The 15,146-nt window shown below is 62.8% G+C and carries 16 protein-coding genes; 13 read left to right on the top strand and 3 right to left on the bottom strand.

The window, feature by feature from the left end; translation table 11 throughout:
- Positions 1 to 261: 261 nt before the first annotated feature.
- The 10 genes from ATF69_RS20700 to ATF69_RS20655 all read left to right on the top strand — a co-directional run bounded on the left by ATF69_RS20700 (position 262) and on the right by ATF69_RS20655 (position 11,559).
- Positions 262 to 1,740 (top strand): flagellin N-terminal helical domain-containing protein, encoded by a 1,479-nt coding sequence (locus ATF69_RS20700; RefSeq protein ID WP_146872122.1) that lies wholly within the window; start codon positions 262 to 264, stop codon positions 1,738 to 1,740.
- Between the two features lie 275 nt (positions 1,741 to 2,015).
- Positions 2,016 to 2,876 (top strand): flagellar motor stator protein MotA, encoded by an 861-nt coding sequence (gene motA, locus ATF69_RS20695; RefSeq protein WP_056065696.1) that lies wholly within the window; start codon positions 2,016 to 2,018, stop codon positions 2,874 to 2,876.
- A gap of 47 nt (positions 2,877 to 2,923) precedes the next feature.
- Positions 2,924 to 3,856 (top strand): flagellar motor protein MotB, encoded by a 933-nt coding sequence (motB, locus tag ATF69_RS20690; protein ID WP_056065694.1) that lies wholly within the window; start codon positions 2,924 to 2,926, stop codon positions 3,854 to 3,856.
- Positions 3,857 to 3,928: 72 nt separating this feature from the next.
- Positions 3,929 to 4,315, top strand: a complete 387-nt coding sequence (cheY, locus tag ATF69_RS20685; protein ID WP_010466076.1) for a chemotaxis response regulator CheY — start codon at positions 3,929 to 3,931, stop codon at positions 4,313 to 4,315.
- A gap of 4 nt (positions 4,316 to 4,319) precedes the next feature.
- Complete coding sequence (locus ATF69_RS20680) at positions 4,320 to 4,937, top strand: protein phosphatase CheZ (protein ID WP_056065691.1); 618 nt, start codon at positions 4,320 to 4,322, stop codon at positions 4,935 to 4,937.
- A 223-nt stretch (positions 4,938 to 5,160) separates the two neighbouring features.
- On the top strand, positions 5,161 to 6,315 hold the full coding sequence (locus tag ATF69_RS20675) for an EscU/YscU/HrcU family type III secretion system export apparatus switch protein (RefSeq protein WP_056065689.1): 1,155 nt from the start codon (positions 5,161 to 5,163) through the stop codon (positions 6,313 to 6,315).
- Positions 6,312 to 8,393 (top strand): flagellar biosynthesis protein FlhA, encoded by a 2,082-nt coding sequence (flhA, locus tag ATF69_RS20670; protein WP_056065684.1) that lies wholly within the window; start codon positions 6,312 to 6,314, stop codon positions 8,391 to 8,393. Before ATF69_RS20675 ends, flhA begins: the two co-directional genes overlap by 4 nt.
- Complete coding sequence (flhF, locus tag ATF69_RS20665; RefSeq protein ID WP_146872121.1) at positions 8,390 to 9,886, top strand: flagellar biosynthesis GTPase FlhF; 1,497 nt, start codon at positions 8,390 to 8,392, stop codon at positions 9,884 to 9,886. The genes flhA and flhF overlap by 4 nt, the downstream gene beginning before the upstream one ends.
- Complete coding sequence (locus ATF69_RS20660; protein WP_056748013.1) at positions 9,879 to 10,676, top strand: hypothetical protein; 798 nt, start codon at positions 9,879 to 9,881, stop codon at positions 10,674 to 10,676. Before flhF ends, ATF69_RS20660 begins: the two co-directional genes overlap by 8 nt.
- A gap of 166 nt (positions 10,677 to 10,842) precedes the next feature.
- On the top strand, positions 10,843 to 11,559 hold the full coding sequence (locus ATF69_RS20655; protein ID WP_056065675.1) for an RNA polymerase sigma factor FliA: 717 nt from the start codon (positions 10,843 to 10,845) through the stop codon (positions 11,557 to 11,559).
- Between the two features lie 112 nt (positions 11,560 to 11,671).
- On the opposite strand, the gene ATF69_RS20650 is transcribed toward ATF69_RS20655, so the two are convergent.
- The 3 genes from ATF69_RS20650 to flgA form a co-directional block, all read right to left on the bottom strand.
- Positions 11,672 to 12,043 carry a hypothetical protein gene (locus ATF69_RS20650; protein WP_146872120.1) on the bottom strand — a complete coding sequence of 124 codons (372 nt, stop codon included), beginning with the start codon at positions 12,041 to 12,043 and terminating at the stop codon, positions 11,672 to 11,674.
- A 42-nt stretch (positions 12,044 to 12,085) separates the two neighbouring features.
- Complete coding sequence (gene flgM, locus ATF69_RS20645; RefSeq protein ID WP_056065669.1) at positions 12,086 to 12,406, bottom strand: flagellar biosynthesis anti-sigma factor FlgM; 321 nt, start codon at positions 12,404 to 12,406, stop codon at positions 12,086 to 12,088.
- A gap of 94 nt (positions 12,407 to 12,500) precedes the next feature.
- The gene (flgA, locus tag ATF69_RS20640; RefSeq protein ID WP_244303778.1) at positions 12,501 to 13,313 is read right to left on the bottom strand and encodes a flagellar basal body P-ring formation chaperone FlgA; all 813 of its coding nucleotides are present in this window, start codon (positions 13,311 to 13,313) and stop codon (positions 12,501 to 12,503) included.
- Between the two features lie 231 nt (positions 13,314 to 13,544).
- Here flgA and ATF69_RS20635 point away from each other — a divergent pair, with 231 nt between their 5' ends.
- The 3 genes from ATF69_RS20635 to ATF69_RS20625 are packed head-to-tail and all read left to right on the top strand — an operon-like array spanning position 13,545 to position 15,141.
- On the top strand, positions 13,545 to 14,015 hold the full coding sequence (locus tag ATF69_RS20635; RefSeq protein WP_056065666.1) for a flagellar basal body rod protein FlgB: 471 nt from the start codon (positions 13,545 to 13,547) through the stop codon (positions 14,013 to 14,015).
- 36 nt (positions 14,016 to 14,051) lie between these two features.
- A complete protein-coding gene (flgC, locus tag ATF69_RS20630; protein WP_056065662.1) occupies positions 14,052 to 14,456 on the top strand; it encodes a flagellar basal body rod protein FlgC in 405 nt (134 codons plus the stop codon).
- A 31-nt stretch (positions 14,457 to 14,487) separates the two neighbouring features.
- Positions 14,488 to 15,141 carry a flagellar hook assembly protein FlgD gene (locus ATF69_RS20625; protein WP_056065659.1) on the top strand — a complete coding sequence of 218 codons (654 nt, stop codon included), beginning with the start codon at positions 14,488 to 14,490 and terminating at the stop codon, positions 15,139 to 15,141.
- Positions 15,142 to 15,146: the final 5 nt, after the last annotated feature.

The following is a 15,146-nucleotide window of genomic DNA, read 5'->3' as shown; positions in this document are numbered from 1 at the left end:
CACCCGGCCATACGGTTCACAGCGCCGACATGGCCTTCTGATGAACGGCGGGCATTTACGTCCCGTTGCAAATGTTTTCGGACGCTGCGGCGAAAACTTTAGGGCGAAACGCACAAGTTGCAGGGTTTTTGTGCGCTTTATCCCGCCACTGCTCACAACGCCTGACTTTCACAATTCACCCATCGTTCCCGTCTTGTCTGCCGGACGGTGGGGCTTCTACCGGCGCAGATTTGGTTTTTCAAGCCTTTAAGGAGCATATCCATGGCAGCCACTATCAATACCAACGTCAGCTCCCTGACCGCCCAGCGCAATCTGGGCATGAGCCAGGCATCGCTCAGCACGTCCATCCAGCGCCTGTCGTCGGGTCTGCGCATCAACAGCGCCAAAGATGACGCTGCCGGCTTGGCCATTTCGGAGCGCTTTACCACCCAGATTCGCGGCCTCAACCAGGCGGTGCGTAATGCCAACGACGGCATTTCCCTGGCCCAGGTCGCAGAAGGTGCGCTGGCGGGGGCCAGCAACATTTTGCAGCGCGTGCGCGAATTGTCCGTCCAATCCGCCAATGCATCCAATTCCGCAGGCGACCGCAAGGCGATTCAGGCCGAAGTGGGCCAGCTGCTGTCGGAGCTGGATCGCATTTCGGTGACTACGGAGTTCAATGGCCAGAAGCTGCTGGACGGCTCGTTCGGCTCCGCTACGTTCCAGGTGGGCGCCAATGCCAACCAGACCATCACAGCCACCACGGGCAATTTCCGCACCACGACGTATGGCGCACAGCTCAAGCAATCGGCACCCGTCGTCGTCACGGCGGCAGCGGCACCAACCGCACTGACAGGCACCTTTGACGTCGCCGGGCTGCAAACGAAAACAGTGACCCTCACGCCGACTGACACGATGGCGACTGCTGCGGCCAAGATCAATGCATTGTCTGAATCCACCGGTGTCTCCGCATCGGCACGCAACCAGGTCAACCTGACAACCTTCGTGGCAGGTGGCTCTTACTCGCTGGCAGTCAAGGGAGATAACACGACAGCCGCCAACGTGACATTTAGCGTCTCAGCTGCCGGAGCCACCGCCGGCGGGCTTGCAGAGGCCATCAAGGGATTCAACGACGTATCGTCACAAACCGGCATCACGGCGAAACTCAACGACGCAGGCGATGGTGTTGTGCTCATCAATGAGTCGGGTGCAAATATCCAGATTCAAAACAACTCATTGGCGGGCAACACTATCGCAGTGGGAGCCTATGACGCAGCAACCTCGGCATCCACAGGCACCCCAACGTTTGTTGCGGGTGTTGCTGCCACGCCCGCAGGCGGATTTGCAACAGCCACAGGTTATCTGGAAATGAGTTCCGACAAAGGGTTTGCCATCACCAACCTGACTGGTACCCCTCCGGTGACGGCAACCGCATCCACGCTAAATGCAGTGAACGTCATAGACGTTTCAACTGTCGATGGTTCGACCAAGGCGCTGAAGATCATCGATTCGGCACTGGCGGCAGTAAACGGTCAACGAGCAAGTTTTGGCGCCCTGCAAGCCAGATTCGAGACCACCATCTCGAACTTGCAGCTTTCGTCCGAAAACATGTCTGCCTCGCGCAGTCGCATTCAAGACGCCGACTTTGCGGCTGAAACTGCCAACCTGTCACGTGCTCAGATCCTGCAACAGGCCGGCACTGCGATGGTGGCCCAGGCCAATCAGATTCCCCAGGGCGTGCTGGCACTTTTGAAGGGTTGAGCACCTGATGGACAAGCCGGGGTCTCAAAAAAGTGCGCAGCTACGGACTACCCACAGAGCATAAGAGGCCAATTTGGCCTCTTTTTTTTGAAACACCTGCCCGCGCCGTGCGCTAGCATGAGTGAGGTGTATAGCTTTGACAGCCATTCGGTCATTGGCCCTGGCTCCTGCAATCCGATACATTTAAGAACAATGCGCTTGCGTCCTGGTGCTCCTTCAATGAGCGCATTGTCGGCAGCGCTTCTCCATTAGCCGTACCTCATACCGCACAAAGCATGTTTGTCATCATCGGTTACGTCGTCTGCCTCGGCTGCATCTTCGGTGTGTACATCATGCACGGAGGCAATATCAGCGTGATTCTCAAGGCACTGCCGTTTGAGATCATCACCATTTTGGGCGGCGCACTGGGCGCGTTTGTGGTGAACAACCAGCCCAAGGTGATCAAGGCCACCTTGGCCGCACTGCCGATGGCGCTCAAGGGTTCCAAATACACGAAAGAGCGCTACATGGAGCTGATGGCGATGCTCTATGACATCCTGCAGAAGGCCCGCAAAGAGGGGCTGATGGCCATTGAGAAGGATGTGGAAGCGCCCCACGAATCCGAGATCTTCAAGAAATACCCCACGGTGGGCAGCGACCACCATGTGATCGAATTCACCACCGATTACCTGCGGATGATGGTGTCGGGCAACCTCAATTCCCACGAGATCGAGGCGCTGATGGACAGCGAAATCGATACCCACCACCAGGAGGCCCATGCTCCCGTGGCTGCGCTGGCCCGGTTGGCAGGCGCCCTGCCCGCCTTCGGGATCGTGGCCGCCGTGCTGGGCGTGGTGAACACCATGGGCTCGGTGGGGCAGCCGCCCTCTGTACTGGGTGGGATGATCGGCTCGGCGCTGGTGGGGACGTTCCTGGGCATTTTGCTGGCCTACGGCGTGGTCGAGCCCCTGGGTGGACTCGTCGAGCAAAAGACCGAGGACGCCGCCAAGGAACTGCAGTGCATCAAGTCCACCCTGCTCGCCAGCATGCAGGGCTACAACCCGGCCACCGCCATTGAGTTTGGCCGCAAGGTGCTGTTCTCCAATGTACGCCCCAGCTTCTCGGAGCTGGAAGGACACGTGAAGGGCAAGAAGTAGCAGCTGCCGCGAATGCAGTAGCCGCGCCGTAACGCCCCACCACCACCATGGCAGAAAAGAAGCTCCAGCCCATCATCATCAAGCGCGTTAAGAAAGGCGGCCACGCGGTGCATGGCGGCGCCTGGAAGATCGCTTATGCCGACTTCGTGACGGCGATGATGGCGTTCTTCTTGCTGATGTGGCTTTTGGGCTCCACGGCCAAAGGTGAGCTGCAGGGCATTGCGGCATATTTCGCTTCGCCGCTCAAAGTGGCGATGACCGGAGGCGACGGTGCAGGCAACAGCTCCAGCGTCATCCCCGGTGGCGGCAACGATCTGGCCAAGGTGCATGGCCAAGTGCGCCGCTCCGATGTGGAAGAAGCTAAGCAGCGCCGCATGAGCATCGATGCCGCACGGGCAGAACGCGCCAAGCAGGACCAGGAACGCATCAAGGCCCTGGAGGCCAAGATCGATGCGCTGATCACCGAGAACCCGCGCCTGAATGAGTACAAGTCGCAGATCCGCATCGACATCACGCCCGACGGGTTGCAGATCCAGATCATCGACGACCAGAACCGCCCCATGTTCGACAGCGGTAGCGCGTTGGTAAAACCCTACATGCGCGACATCCTGCGCGAAATTGGCGCAGCCCTCGGTGGCGTCGAAAACCGCATCAGCCTTGCAGGCCACACCGACGCCGTACCTTATGGCAACAGCGAAAAGGGTTACAGCAACTGGGAGCTATCGGCAGATCGCGCCAACGCATCGCGGCGGGAACTGGTCTCTGCTGGCATGCCAGACGCTAAACTGGGCCGCGTGGTGGGCTTGGCCGCCAGTGATCTGCTGGACCCCAAGAACCCACGCTCCCCCTCCAACCGGCGCATCACCATCACGGTGTTGACCCGGGAGGCCGAAGAACGGCTCATGGGCAAAGGGATTCCTGAAATCACGTCCACAGAACTGTTGACGGAAAAGCGGGAAAATCCCCCCCCAAGCAGGTAACAGTTACGACTTGTCACCAAACCTGCCACCCATGACAATGCTTACAGTAAATCTCGACTGAAAGGGTCCCAAGTGACCACAGCCCTTCGTTTTTTGATCGTTGACGACTTCTCCACCATGCGACGCATCGTTCGCAACCTGCTCAAGGAGAGCGGGTTTGCAGACGCCGACGAGGCCGAGGATGGTGTCGCCGCACTCAACAAGCTGCGCAACAGCAAGTTTGACTTTGTGGTGACCGACATCAACATGCCCAACATGAACGGCTTCCAGCTGCTGGCCGAGATCAAGAAGGACGACAAGCTCAAACACCTGCCCGTCCTGATGGTGACCGCCGAAGCCCGCAAGGAAGACATCGTTGCCGCCGCCCAGGGGGGCGCTGCGGGTTACATCGTCAAACCCTTCACCAAGGCAACTCTGGAAGAGAAAGTGACCTTGATTCTGAAGAAGATGGGGTTATGACACCATGGACGACACACCGGACAACAGCCAGCCTGCCGATGTTCATCACAAGATTGGCCTGCTGACACGTCAGCTTCACGATTCGCTCAACGAGCTGGGTTATGCCGACAAGCTGCGCGGCTCCATGGGCGAGCTGCCCGACGCACAGAGCCGACTTTCCTATATCGCCCGCCTGACGGGGGAAGCGGCCGAGAAGGTGCTCAACCGCGTCGAACAGGCCAAGGCCCAGCACGACTACATTGCGGCGGAAACGCGCCGGGTCGTCAACTCGCTGGTGGCGGACCCGGTGGCGGCCGTGGCCAAAGGCGAGATCTTCAACTTTCTGACCGACGTGGAGCGCGTGACCAAGGAAGCCGACACGCACCTCACCGAAATCATGATGGCGCAGGATTTTCACGACCTCACCGGCCAGGTGATTGCGCGCGTGGTGAACCTGGCAGCCACCATTGAAGAGCAGCTGGTGCAACTGCTCATCCAGACGGCTCCGCCCAGCGCCCAGGTGCCTGCCGAGCCCGCCCGCGCAGCGCATCTTCAGGGCCCGGTGGTGGACCCGGAGAACACCCCCGACGTGGTCACCGACCAGTCCCAGGTGGACGACCTGCTGGCCAGTCTGGGCTTCTGACGCTCCGTTTTCAGTCCGGCAGCCCTGGGGCGCTAGTGCAATATGCCTTGATTGCTATCATTTTTTGAGAATAATGGCAGCAATCCACGGTGCGGGTCAGACACAGAACCGCCACTAGACACACCCCAGGCACCACCGAAAAGAGGGGGCTGCAGCCCCCTTATCAGCCTTTAGATTTCCAGGTCGCTCACGACAATGGCATGACACCAGCCGTCATGCCACCATGGAATCCAGCCAAGAAAAAAGCCTCCCCGCGTCAGAACGCAAGCTGCAAAAAGCGCGCGAAGATGGCCAAGGGGCACGCTCGCGCGACTTGTCGCACCTGGCCATCCTGGGCGCGGGCGCCGCATGCATGCTGCTGCTGGCCCCACAGCTGATGGACCGCATGCAGTGGGCCATGAGCCAGCAGCTGGCGTTCAATGCGGCCACGGTGATGGCGCCAGGCACCATGCTCTCGCGGCTGCAGGACATGGTCATCGTGGGCTTGGTGGCCAGCACGGTGTTTGCCACCCTCACCAGCGCTGCGGGGCTGATCAGCGCCATCGGGGCGGGCGGCTGGATTCTCAGTGCCAAGCCCATCACACCGCAGTTCAACCGACTCAACCCGATCTCCGGACTGGCCAACCTGTTTTCCAAGCAGCAGATGGCCAACGTGGCCAAGATGGTGCTGATGACCGCCATCCTGACCTACGTGGCCTGGAAGTTCCTGGGCAACAGCCTCGAAACGGTCGCCATGCTGGTGCTGCAACCCTCGCCGCTGGCCATTCGCCAGATTGCAGACTGGCTGACCTCGGGCATGAGCCTGTTGCTGCTGGTCGTGTTTCTGGCTGCCTTGGTGGATGTGCCTTTGCAGGCGTTCTTCTTCAAGGAACGACTGAAGATGTCGCACGAGGAAGTCAAGCAGGAGCACAAGGAGTCTGACGGCAACCCCCACACCAAGGGCCGCATCCGCCAGAAGCAGCGCGAGATCGCCGACCGGGCCAGCGTAGGTGCCGTCCCCAAGGCCGACTTTGTGGTGATGAACCCCACCCACTACGCCGTGGCCCTCAAATACGACGAGAAGACCATGAGTGCGCCCCAGGTCATCTCGCGCGGCACCGACCTCATCGCCATGAAGATCCGCGACGTGGCCAAGGAGCACAACGTGCCCGTGCTGCAGTCGCCGATGCTGGCCCGTGCGCTGTATGCCCATGCCGAGCTGGACCAGGCCATCCCCGCGACGCTCTACACCGCCGTTGCCCAGGTGCTGGCCTATGTGTACCGCCTCAAGGCGGCCCTGCGTGGCGAAGGCCGCATGCCCGACAGCCTGGTGGAGCCTTTCGTGCCGCCTGAACTCGATCCGCTGAACCGCACCACGGTGCAAGGTGCTGCCGTATGAACACCTCCGTAAAGTCTTTGCAGCAATGGGCGGGCACCAATGCCAGCGCCCTGCAGGGCCTGTCGGCACCACTGCTGGTGGTGGCGATTCTGGCGCTGATGGTGCTGCCCATCCCCCCGTGGCTGCTGGATGCATTTTTCACGCTCAACATCGCCGTCGCGCTGATGGTGATGATGGTGGCGGCGTACATGCTGCGTCCGCTGGACTTCGCGGCATTCCCCTCGGTGCTGCTGCTGACTACACTGATGCGCCTGTCGCTGAACGTGGCCTCTACGCGCGTGGTGCTGCTCGAAGGCCACCAGGGCCCTGGCGCAGCCGGTGCAGTGATCGAGGCCTTCGGCCACTTCCTGATCGGCGGCAACTTCGCCGTCGGCCTGATCGTTTTTGCGATCCTCGTAGTGATCAACTTCGTGGTGATCACCAAGGGCGCCGAGCGCATTGCCGAAGTGTCGGCGCGCTTCACCCTGGACGCCATGCCCGGCAAGCAGATGGCGGTGGATGCCGACCTGAATGCCGGCCTGATCGACGAAAAAGAAGCCAAGCGTCGCCGTGCCGAAGTGGCGGAAGAAGCCAACTTCTTCGGCTCCATGGACGGGGCGTCCAAGTTCGTTCGCGGAGACGCCGTGGCGGGCATCCTGATCCTGCTCATCAACATCATTGGCGGCTTCGCCATTGGTGTGTTGCAACACGACCTGTCGGCCAAGCAGGCCGCAGACAGCTACATCCTGCTGGCCATTGGCGACGCGCTGGTGGCACAGATTCCCGGCCTGCTGATTTCGGTGGCAGCCGCCATGGTGATCTCGCGCGTGGGCAAGGACCACGACATGGGCCGCCAGATCGTTCAGCAGCTGTTCATGTCGCCCCGCGTGCTGGGTGTGACGGCAGGCATCCTGATCCTGCTGGGTTTGATCCCCGGCATGCCACATGTGGTGTTCCTGACCATGGGCAGCCTGCTGGGTTACGGCGCCTGGGTGATGTACGAACGCCAGAAGGTTCCCCCGGTGGTCGAAGCCCCACCGCCACCCGCCACCGATGGCGAAGCCACCTGGGACGACTTGCAGCCCGTGGACCTGCTGGGCCTGGAACTGGGCTATCGCCTCATCAGCCTGGTGGACAAGAGCCGCCAGGGCGACCTGCTCACCCGCATCAAGGGCGTGCGCCGCAAGTTTGCACAGGAAGTCGGCTTCCTGCCCCCTGCCGTGCACGTACGTGACAACCTCGAACTCAAGCCCAGCGGCTACCGCATCACGCTGCGCGGCGTGGTGGTGGGCGAGGGCGAAGCCTTCCCTGGCATGTTCCTGGCCATCAATCCCGGCGGCATCACCACGCCGCTGATCGGCACGGCCACCACCGACCCTGCCTTTGGCCTGCCAGCACACTGGATCGACGATCGGCAAAAGGAAGCCGCACAAATGGCCGGTTTTACCGTCGTTGATTCCGAAACCGTGATGGCCACCCATTTGTCACACTTGATGCAAGTGCAAGCCGCCAAGCTCCTCAGTCGCACGGAAACGCAGCAACTGGTGGAACACGTGGCCAAGCTGGCCCCCAAGCTCATCGAAGAAGTGGTCCCGAAAATGGTCTCCATCGCAACGTTCCAGAAAGTCCTCCAGCTGCTGCTGGAAGAGTCTGTGCACATCCGCGATATCCGCACCATCATCGAAACGCTGGCCGAGCATGCTGGTGGCGTCTCGGACCCCGTCGAGCTGGCCCGCCGCGTGCGCATTGCGCTCTCGCCCGCCATCGTCCAGCAGATCTACGGCCCCACCCGCGAGCTCAACGTCATTGCCATCGAGCCCGGCCTGGAGCGCCTGCTGGTGCAAGCCCTGGGCAACACGGCAGGCCCCGCGCTCGACCCCGGCGTGGCCGACATCCTCACACAAAAGGCCGCCGAAGTGGCCCTCAAGCAGGAAGAGATGGGCCTGCCCGCCTGCCTGCTGGTTCCCGACCAGATCCGCAATGCCATCTCCCGCCTGGTGCGCCGCGTAGCGCCCCGCCTGCAGGTGCTGGCACACAGTGAAATTCCAGAGACCCACACCATCCGTATTGGGCCGATCCTTAAAGGTGCATCAGCATGAACATCAAACGCTTTACCGCCCCCACCTCCCGGGAGGCTCTGGCCAAGGCGCGCATGGCCTTTGGCGACGGCACGCTGATTCTGTCCAACCGCCCCACGGCCAACGGCGTGGAAGTGGTGGCCACGGCCGAGGACACGCTGTCGGCTCTGGACGGTGGTGCGCCCACCGCTTCGTCCAATCCGCCCCTGCTGGCGCCCAGCACTGCGCGCAGCACCCCACAGCGCGCCAGCCAATTGGCAGCAGCGTCGGGCCTGGGACGCAACCCGGTCGAGGAAGACACCGAACAGCTGGCCATGAGCACGCTGTCGTTCCAGGACTATGTGCGCGAACGCATGCTGCGCCGCCGCCACGAGGCACTGAATGGTCCCTCGGAACCCCAGACACTGTCTGAACGCAGCCGCGACCAGGAACCAGAACGTGAACGCATGCCCGCGCCCTCGGTGGCGCGCCACAACCCGCTGCGCACCATCCCGATGGACATCCCGCCCGAGCCACCGCGCCGTCGACAGGAAGCTCCCAGCGCCCACCTGATCCAGTCGAACAACCAGCAGAGCGTGATGAACGAGCTGCACGCGATGAAAGAGCTGATCGAAGACCGCTTCAACACGCTGGCCTGGCTGGGGCAGGCGCGCCAGAACCCGATCCAGTCCAACCTGATGCTGAAGATGATCCGTGCCGGATACTCCCCATCGCTGGCCCGCGCCGTGCTCGAACGCATGCCCGAAGACCTGTCGGCGGGCGAATCGGTGCGCTGGCTGATGGAGGTGCTGGAACGCAACCTCAAGACCGACCAGACCGATCCCCCCCTTTATGAACAGGGCGGCATCTTCGCCATGGTGGGCTCTACGGGTGTGGGCAAGACCACCACCACCGCCAAGCTGGCTGCCATGTGCGCCCGCATCCACGGCCCCGGCAGTGTGGGGCTGATCACACTGGACACCTACCGTGTGGGCGCGCACGAACAACTGCGCACTTACGGGCGCATGCTGGGCATCGTGGCCCACCTGGCGCACGACCGTGCCGCGCTGCAAGACCTGCTGGGCCTGCTCAGCGGCAAGAAAATGGTGTTGATCGACACCACCGGCGTGGCCCCCAGGGACCCCCGCAAGCGCGACATGCTGGATGTGCTGGACCTGCCCCATGTGAACCGCCTGCTCGTGCTCAACGCCGGCTGCCATGGCGACACGCTGGATGACGTGCTGACCGCCTTCAAAACCGACGGCTCGCAACAGGCCATCCTGTCCAAGGTGGACGAGGCCGTGAAGCTGGGGCCCGCCATCGACGCACTGATCCGCCACCAGATGGTGCTGCGCGGCGTGACCAACGGCCAGCGCGTGCCCGAGGACTGGGAGCGTGCCAACGCCCACCAGCTCATCAGCGCCTCCATGCGGTCGCCGGCGAAGTCGGCTTTCGACCCCAAGGCCACGGACCTGAACTTCTTCTTCTCGCACTCTCCTGACACCGTGACGGAGGGGGGGCTGGTCGATGCTTGATCTGGGTTTTCACCAGGCGGCCAGCCTGCACAGCCTCACCCCGCAGGCAGAGCTGCGGCTGCTGGCAGTCGCCAGCCAGGGCAACACGGCGAGCGGCCTGGAAACGCTATGGCAGATCTGCGCCAGCCTGCAGCGGCTGGGCTATCCGGTGGTGGTGCTCGACGGCACGGCGCAGGAGTCCGACGACAGCCCCGGGCTGCTGCACCTGCTGCAACATGCCACGTGGAATGACGGCGCCAGCCTGAACCTGGGCGCCACCGCATCCTCCCTCGCCGTGATTCCAGCGGCCAAGGGGCTGCAGCATCTGAGCCGCAAGGCCAGCGACAGCACACGCTCGCCCATGGAAAGCTTGCTGCCCTGCTTCAGGACTTACGGCCTCATGGTGATTCACGCACCAGCCTCCACCCTGGGGCCCCTGCTCACCCACACGGCTACGGTGCCGCTGGTGGTCATGGGCAGTGGCGCAGCGGGCGTGATGACCAGCTACAAGAGCCTCAAGCAGATTGCGCTGCACACTGGCTTGCCCTGCATGGTGGCCGCTTTGCTGCACGGCAACACCGCCGCCGAACGCCGCAAGGCCCAGTCCCAACTGATGACCTTGCAGGCATGTGCCGAGCGCCATCTGGGCGGCCCGATACGAACCACCACTATTGCCACGCAGAACCCCCAGGAGCTTCAGCGCCTGGCCTTGCAACTGCTGGAAAATGCGGGCACTATGAACGGAGCGCTGGCTGCGCTGACACCCAGCAACTTGACAGGCATGCCTGCGCATTTTGTCCGGAGCCACTGACCAGAGCCTGTGATGCACCTCTACGTACGCACGTTGACCCGAAACGCTCCCCACGGTCTGGCAAGTTGCTGGCCCCGGGCGGCGGAAAAAGATCGGGTGATGGCACCCCCAAGCGGCTCCAGAACAAGATCGCATACCCGCCCTACCAGTGCATAACACCCTCTCTATGTACACCGCCAAAGGCCAGCTTGATCGCGATGCCATGATCCGCCAGCATGTACCGCTGGTCCGGAGGATTGCGCACCACATGATCGCCAAGCTGCCTCCCAATGTCGAACTGGATGACTTGATACAGGTCGGCATGATGGGGCTGGCCGAAGCCCTGTCGCGCTATGAAGTGGCGCAGGGCGTGCAGTTTGAAACCTTTGCCACCCAGCGCATCCGGGGCGCCATGCTCGACGAGCTGCGCGAGGGCGACTGGATGAGCCGCAGCTCGCGCAAGAGCCAGAAAGACATTGAACACGCTGTGCACCGGCTGGAGCAAAAGCTGGGACGCAGCCCGCTGGAGTCCGAAATAGCCAGCGAAATGGGCATGAGCCTGGCGGACTACCAGAATCTGCTGGGCAAGGTCCGGGGCACCCAGCTGGTGTACCTCGAAGACATGACGCATGGCAACGATGACGAGGATGGGTTTCTGGACCGCCACGTTGCCGACAGTGCGGCTGACCCGGTGGAGCTGCTGCGTGATCAACGGCTCAAGACGTCACTGGTCAACGCCATCAAAACCCTGCCGGAGCGCGAGCAGCACATCATGGGCATGTACTACGAACATGACATGAACCTCAAGGAAATTGCCGCCGTGCTGGGCGTCACCGAGTCGCGCGTGTGCCAGCTGCACAGCCAGTCCATTGCCCGGCTGCGGGCCAAGATGCGCGCGCACTGAGCGCCCCCACCGGCGGACAACAGGCGCCGCACAGGTCGTTGCGGAGGGTCGGGTTACGGGCCGCCGCTTTTCGCGACCGGGCCCACAACCCCTTCAGAACAATGGATGCCGCTCAGCCTGCAGAGCGGTAGATGCGCGCCACACCCGGCGCGGCTCCGCGCGCCCCCAGGCCATCGCCATAGGTAGCCGCCGCATTGGGGGGCAACAGGCCGGCGGCTTGGCGGTCCGTGCTGGCAGCAAGCCGGGCCAGGCTTTCACGGTGCAGGATCAGCATGCTGCGGATCGCATCCGCGCGCTTTTGCAGCGACGCTGGCAAGGGCAACCCCCGCGCGGCCGCCTGCTCCAGCGCACGCGAGAAATCGGCCGCTGCATCACGCAAGGCCGCGCTGTTTTTTTCCAGGGAGGTGGGGTCGGCCGCGAGAAGTGCGGCAGAGACTTGTTCGATCAGCTGCTCAACAGCCGAGAGAGATTCTTCCAGAGACATGGCGCATTGTGCAATGGATTGCGCCCGGGAGCAAAACGCCGGTCAACCCCGCGAGCGGGACAGGATCTCCTGGGCGTTGGACAACAGCTTGTCGGCAATGGCTTCGGCGTCGACCGAGAATTCGCCCTTTTCGATGGCAGCGCGCACTGCCTTGACCTTGCCTGCGTCAAAATCTGCCGTGCTGCGGGTGGCAGGGCTGAGCGCCCGGGCCGCGGTGGACACAGTGACAGGCACACCGGCGGATGACGCCATCAGTGCGTCCTTGGTGGCTCCTTCAGCAGCGCTGGCTGGGGCCTTGGCTTGCTTGGCAAGCCCCGTCGGCGGCAACCCGCCCGGCAGTTCCGGTGTTTGACCTATCTTCATCGCTCTCTCCACCACCCCGTTGGATGTGGGGCATCAGTAGCAATGTTTTCGACCCATTTGGCCCGGACTTTAGCCATTTATTACCGGGGCGTCATCACAGAGTGACATCCACTGTCCCAGAATCATTCACAGTTCCACTTACGATTCGGCCATTCTCCATGCGCACGCGCACAGTCTGCCCGGCAGAGCCTGCGGTCAACGCCTGGCCCGCAGAACTGACCGCATAGCCTGGCCCCTGGGCCACCACTTTCACCTGGGCACCGGCCTTGAACAGCAAGGGGGCACGCACCATGGCCTGGCGCACCGCCTGCCCCGCCACCAGTTGGCGGGCCGCGGTCTGCCCTACCCACAGCTCGGGATTGGCCATGACGGGAGAGGAATCGGCCGCCCAGTCCACTTCGGCCTCTGTGGCGTCATTGGCCGTCAACACGGCACCGGGCGCCACATTGTTGGTCAACACCCAGGCTGGGCCAAACGCCTTGATGGTGACGGGCAAAAACACGTTCCATGCGGTGGCGCCCTCCACGCAGCGCAGCCCCAGACGGGTCCGGCCCCACAGGCGGGCACCTACGGGCAGATAGGGTTCAACGCGCGCACAGGGCGCCAGCCGCAGGCGCGAATCCAGTGAGCCAACACTCACTTCCATACGCAGTGGCAGCGCGGAGGACGGATTGCGGGCCAACGCATCGTCCAGCCAGCGCTGGGTAAGCGGCCCCAGGTCCGCCGCGGGGTCTGCCGCCGACTGGGCGTGCGCAACACCATGGGGGCCCAGCGCAGCCACAGCCAATGCACCCACCAGGCAGAACGTACGCACCAAGGCGCCGGCACGCACAACGTGCGACTGCCGGGTGGCGCCGCACAGCGCGGCGTCGGTGTTGGCGTCAGAGAAAAGGAAGTGGGCGGTCATAGGGGCCTCCTGGGCATCGGCTGGCCAGGCTGCCCGCGCACGGGGTGCTACGGAAGGCAGGGGCCATTTCACCCCTGGAACTATAGGCAGATGACCCGGACGCAAAACCCGGAACTGCGCATCCATTTGCCACTTCTTCGCGCTTTAGAAAAAGGGCGCGGTTTCCATAATCGAGCCACGCCAAAAGCCCCCCGGGGATGGCGACTTTGCAACCGACGGTGTGAGGCACACATGCTTGACAAGATGACCAACCAGCTGAATTTTCACGGCAACGCCCTGGTGCTGCGTGGGGAACGTCAGCGCGCCATCGCCAGCAACATTGCCAACGCCGACACCCCTGGCTATGTGGCACGCGACTTCAAGTTCGGCGACGCGCTGCGCGAGGCCACAGGCATGACTTCTTCCGCCACAGGCACTGCCGGCGCAGCGGTCACGCGGCTGGCAACCGGAGGCTCGTACGGAACCGCAGGCACGACCGATCCGCACCATATTCCGCTGCCCACCGTGAATTCCAGCACCAGCATCGACCGGCAAGGCGCCCTTGGCTATGCGGTGCAAACCCAACCGAGCCTGGACAACAACTCGGTGGACCTGGACCGCGAGCGTGCCAACTTCGTGGACAACGCCGTGCGCTATGAAGCCACGCTGCGGTTCATCAACGGCAACGCCAAAACCATGCTCAGCGCCATCCAGGGCCAATAACCAGCCAGCCCCGCAGCGCAGAAAGCGAGCCACCCCATGTCCATGTTTTCGATTTTCAACGTATCGGGCAGCGCCATCAGTGCGCAGTCGCAGCGGCTCAACGTGGTGGCCAGCAACCTGGCCAATGTGGACGCCGTGGCAGGCCCCGATGGTCAGGCCTACAAGGCACGCCAGGTGGTGTTCCAGACAGCGCCCATGGGGGCCGACAGCTCTGCGGGCGTCAAGGTCAGCGGTGTCAGCGAAAGCAATGTGCCGGGCCGCCGCGTGCACGACCCCAGCCACCCGTCGGCCGACGAGCAGGGGTATGTGACGCACTCCAACGTCAACGCGGTTGAGGAGATGGTCAACATGATCTCTGCCTCGCGCTCGTACCAGAACAACGTCGAGGTCATGAACACGGCCAAGTCGCTACTCCTCAAAACCCTGCAGATGGGCCAGTAAGGCAAGAGCCTGCTCCAAGAAGGACACCACCATGATTCTCAGTGCCACCAACGCCCCCACGGTGACGGACTCGTCCAGCACCAAGGCCAACGCGTCCACCGACCCGGCTGCCGCGCAAGACCGCTTTTTGAAACTGCTGGTTGCGCAGCTGAACAACCAGGACCCGATGAACCCCCTGGACAACGCCCAGATGACTTCGCAGATCGCGCAGATCAACACGGTGACCGGCATCCAGCAACTGAACCAGACCATGCAGAGCATGGCTTCGCAGTTCAACTCGCTGCAGGTCATGCAGGGCACAGCCCTGGTGGGCCGCAATGTGCTGACCGAGGGCTCCAGCCTGGCGGTGGCGGACAAGACCGGCAAGGGCGGCTTCGAGCTGGGCTCGGCCGCCACCAACGTGAAGATCGAGGTCACGACCGCAGGCGGGCAGGTGGTGGACACCATCGACCTGGGTGCCAAGGCGGCGGGCCGCCACACCTTCGACTGGGACGCCAGCCAGTACACCGGCTCCACCGATGGGCTGCAGTTCCGCGTGACGGCCGTCAATGGCTCCACCAAGCTGGACTCCACCGCACTGAACCTTGCCAAGGTGACGGCCGCAGGTGCCGAGGACGGACAGCTGGTGCTGAGCCTGTCCAACGGCAAAACCATCAACTACAGCCAGATCAAGGCCTTGGTGTAACACCA

Origin of the sequence: Acidovorax delafieldii (genome assembly GCF_007993815.1) — a bacterium.
Taxonomy (GTDB): Bacteria; Pseudomonadota; Gammaproteobacteria; order Burkholderiales; family Burkholderiaceae_C; genus Acidovorax; species Acidovorax delafieldii.
This window is presented reverse-complemented; position numbering and strand designations above follow the sequence as displayed.

Excerpts from the sequence above, each read along its gene's own strand:
- ATF69_RS20650 (WP_146872120.1), bottom strand. The coding sequence starts at position 12,043 with ATGTCTCTGGAAGAATCTCTCTCGGCTGTTGAGCAGCTGATCGAACAA.
- ATF69_RS20655 (WP_056065675.1), top strand. The coding sequence starts at position 10,843 with ATGTACACCGCCAAAGGCCAGCTTGATCGCGATGCCATGATCCGCCAG.
- motA (WP_056065696.1), top strand. The coding sequence starts at position 2,016 with ATGTTTGTCATCATCGGTTACGTCGTCTGCCTCGGCTGCATCTTCGGT.
- ATF69_RS20625 (WP_056065659.1), top strand. The coding sequence starts at position 14,488 with ATGATTCTCAGTGCCACCAACGCCCCCACGGTGACGGACTCGTCCAGC.
- ATF69_RS20675 (WP_056065689.1), top strand. The coding sequence starts at position 5,161 with ATGGAATCCAGCCAAGAAAAAAGCCTCCCCGCGTCAGAACGCAAGCTG.
- ATF69_RS20660 (WP_056748013.1), top strand. The coding sequence starts at position 9,879 with ATGCTTGATCTGGGTTTTCACCAGGCGGCCAGCCTGCACAGCCTCACC.
- flgM (WP_056065669.1), bottom strand. The coding sequence starts at position 12,406 with ATGAAGATAGGTCAAACACCGGAACTGCCGGGCGGGTTGCCGCCGACG.
- ATF69_RS20635 (WP_056065666.1), top strand. The coding sequence starts at position 13,545 with ATGCTTGACAAGATGACCAACCAGCTGAATTTTCACGGCAACGCCCTG.
- motB (WP_056065694.1), top strand. The coding sequence starts at position 2,924 with ATGGCAGAAAAGAAGCTCCAGCCCATCATCATCAAGCGCGTTAAGAAA.
- flhF (WP_146872121.1), top strand. The coding sequence starts at position 8,390 with ATGAACATCAAACGCTTTACCGCCCCCACCTCCCGGGAGGCTCTGGCC.
- flgC (WP_056065662.1), top strand. The coding sequence starts at position 14,052 with ATGTCCATGTTTTCGATTTTCAACGTATCGGGCAGCGCCATCAGTGCG.
- flhA (WP_056065684.1), top strand. The coding sequence starts at position 6,312 with ATGAACACCTCCGTAAAGTCTTTGCAGCAATGGGCGGGCACCAATGCC.
- ATF69_RS20680 (WP_056065691.1), top strand. The coding sequence starts at position 4,320 with ATGGACGACACACCGGACAACAGCCAGCCTGCCGATGTTCATCACAAG.
- flgA (WP_244303778.1), bottom strand. The coding sequence starts at position 13,313 with ATGACCGCCCACTTCCTTTTCTCTGACGCCAACACCGACGCCGCGCTG.
- ATF69_RS20700 (WP_146872122.1), top strand. The coding sequence starts at position 262 with ATGGCAGCCACTATCAATACCAACGTCAGCTCCCTGACCGCCCAGCGC.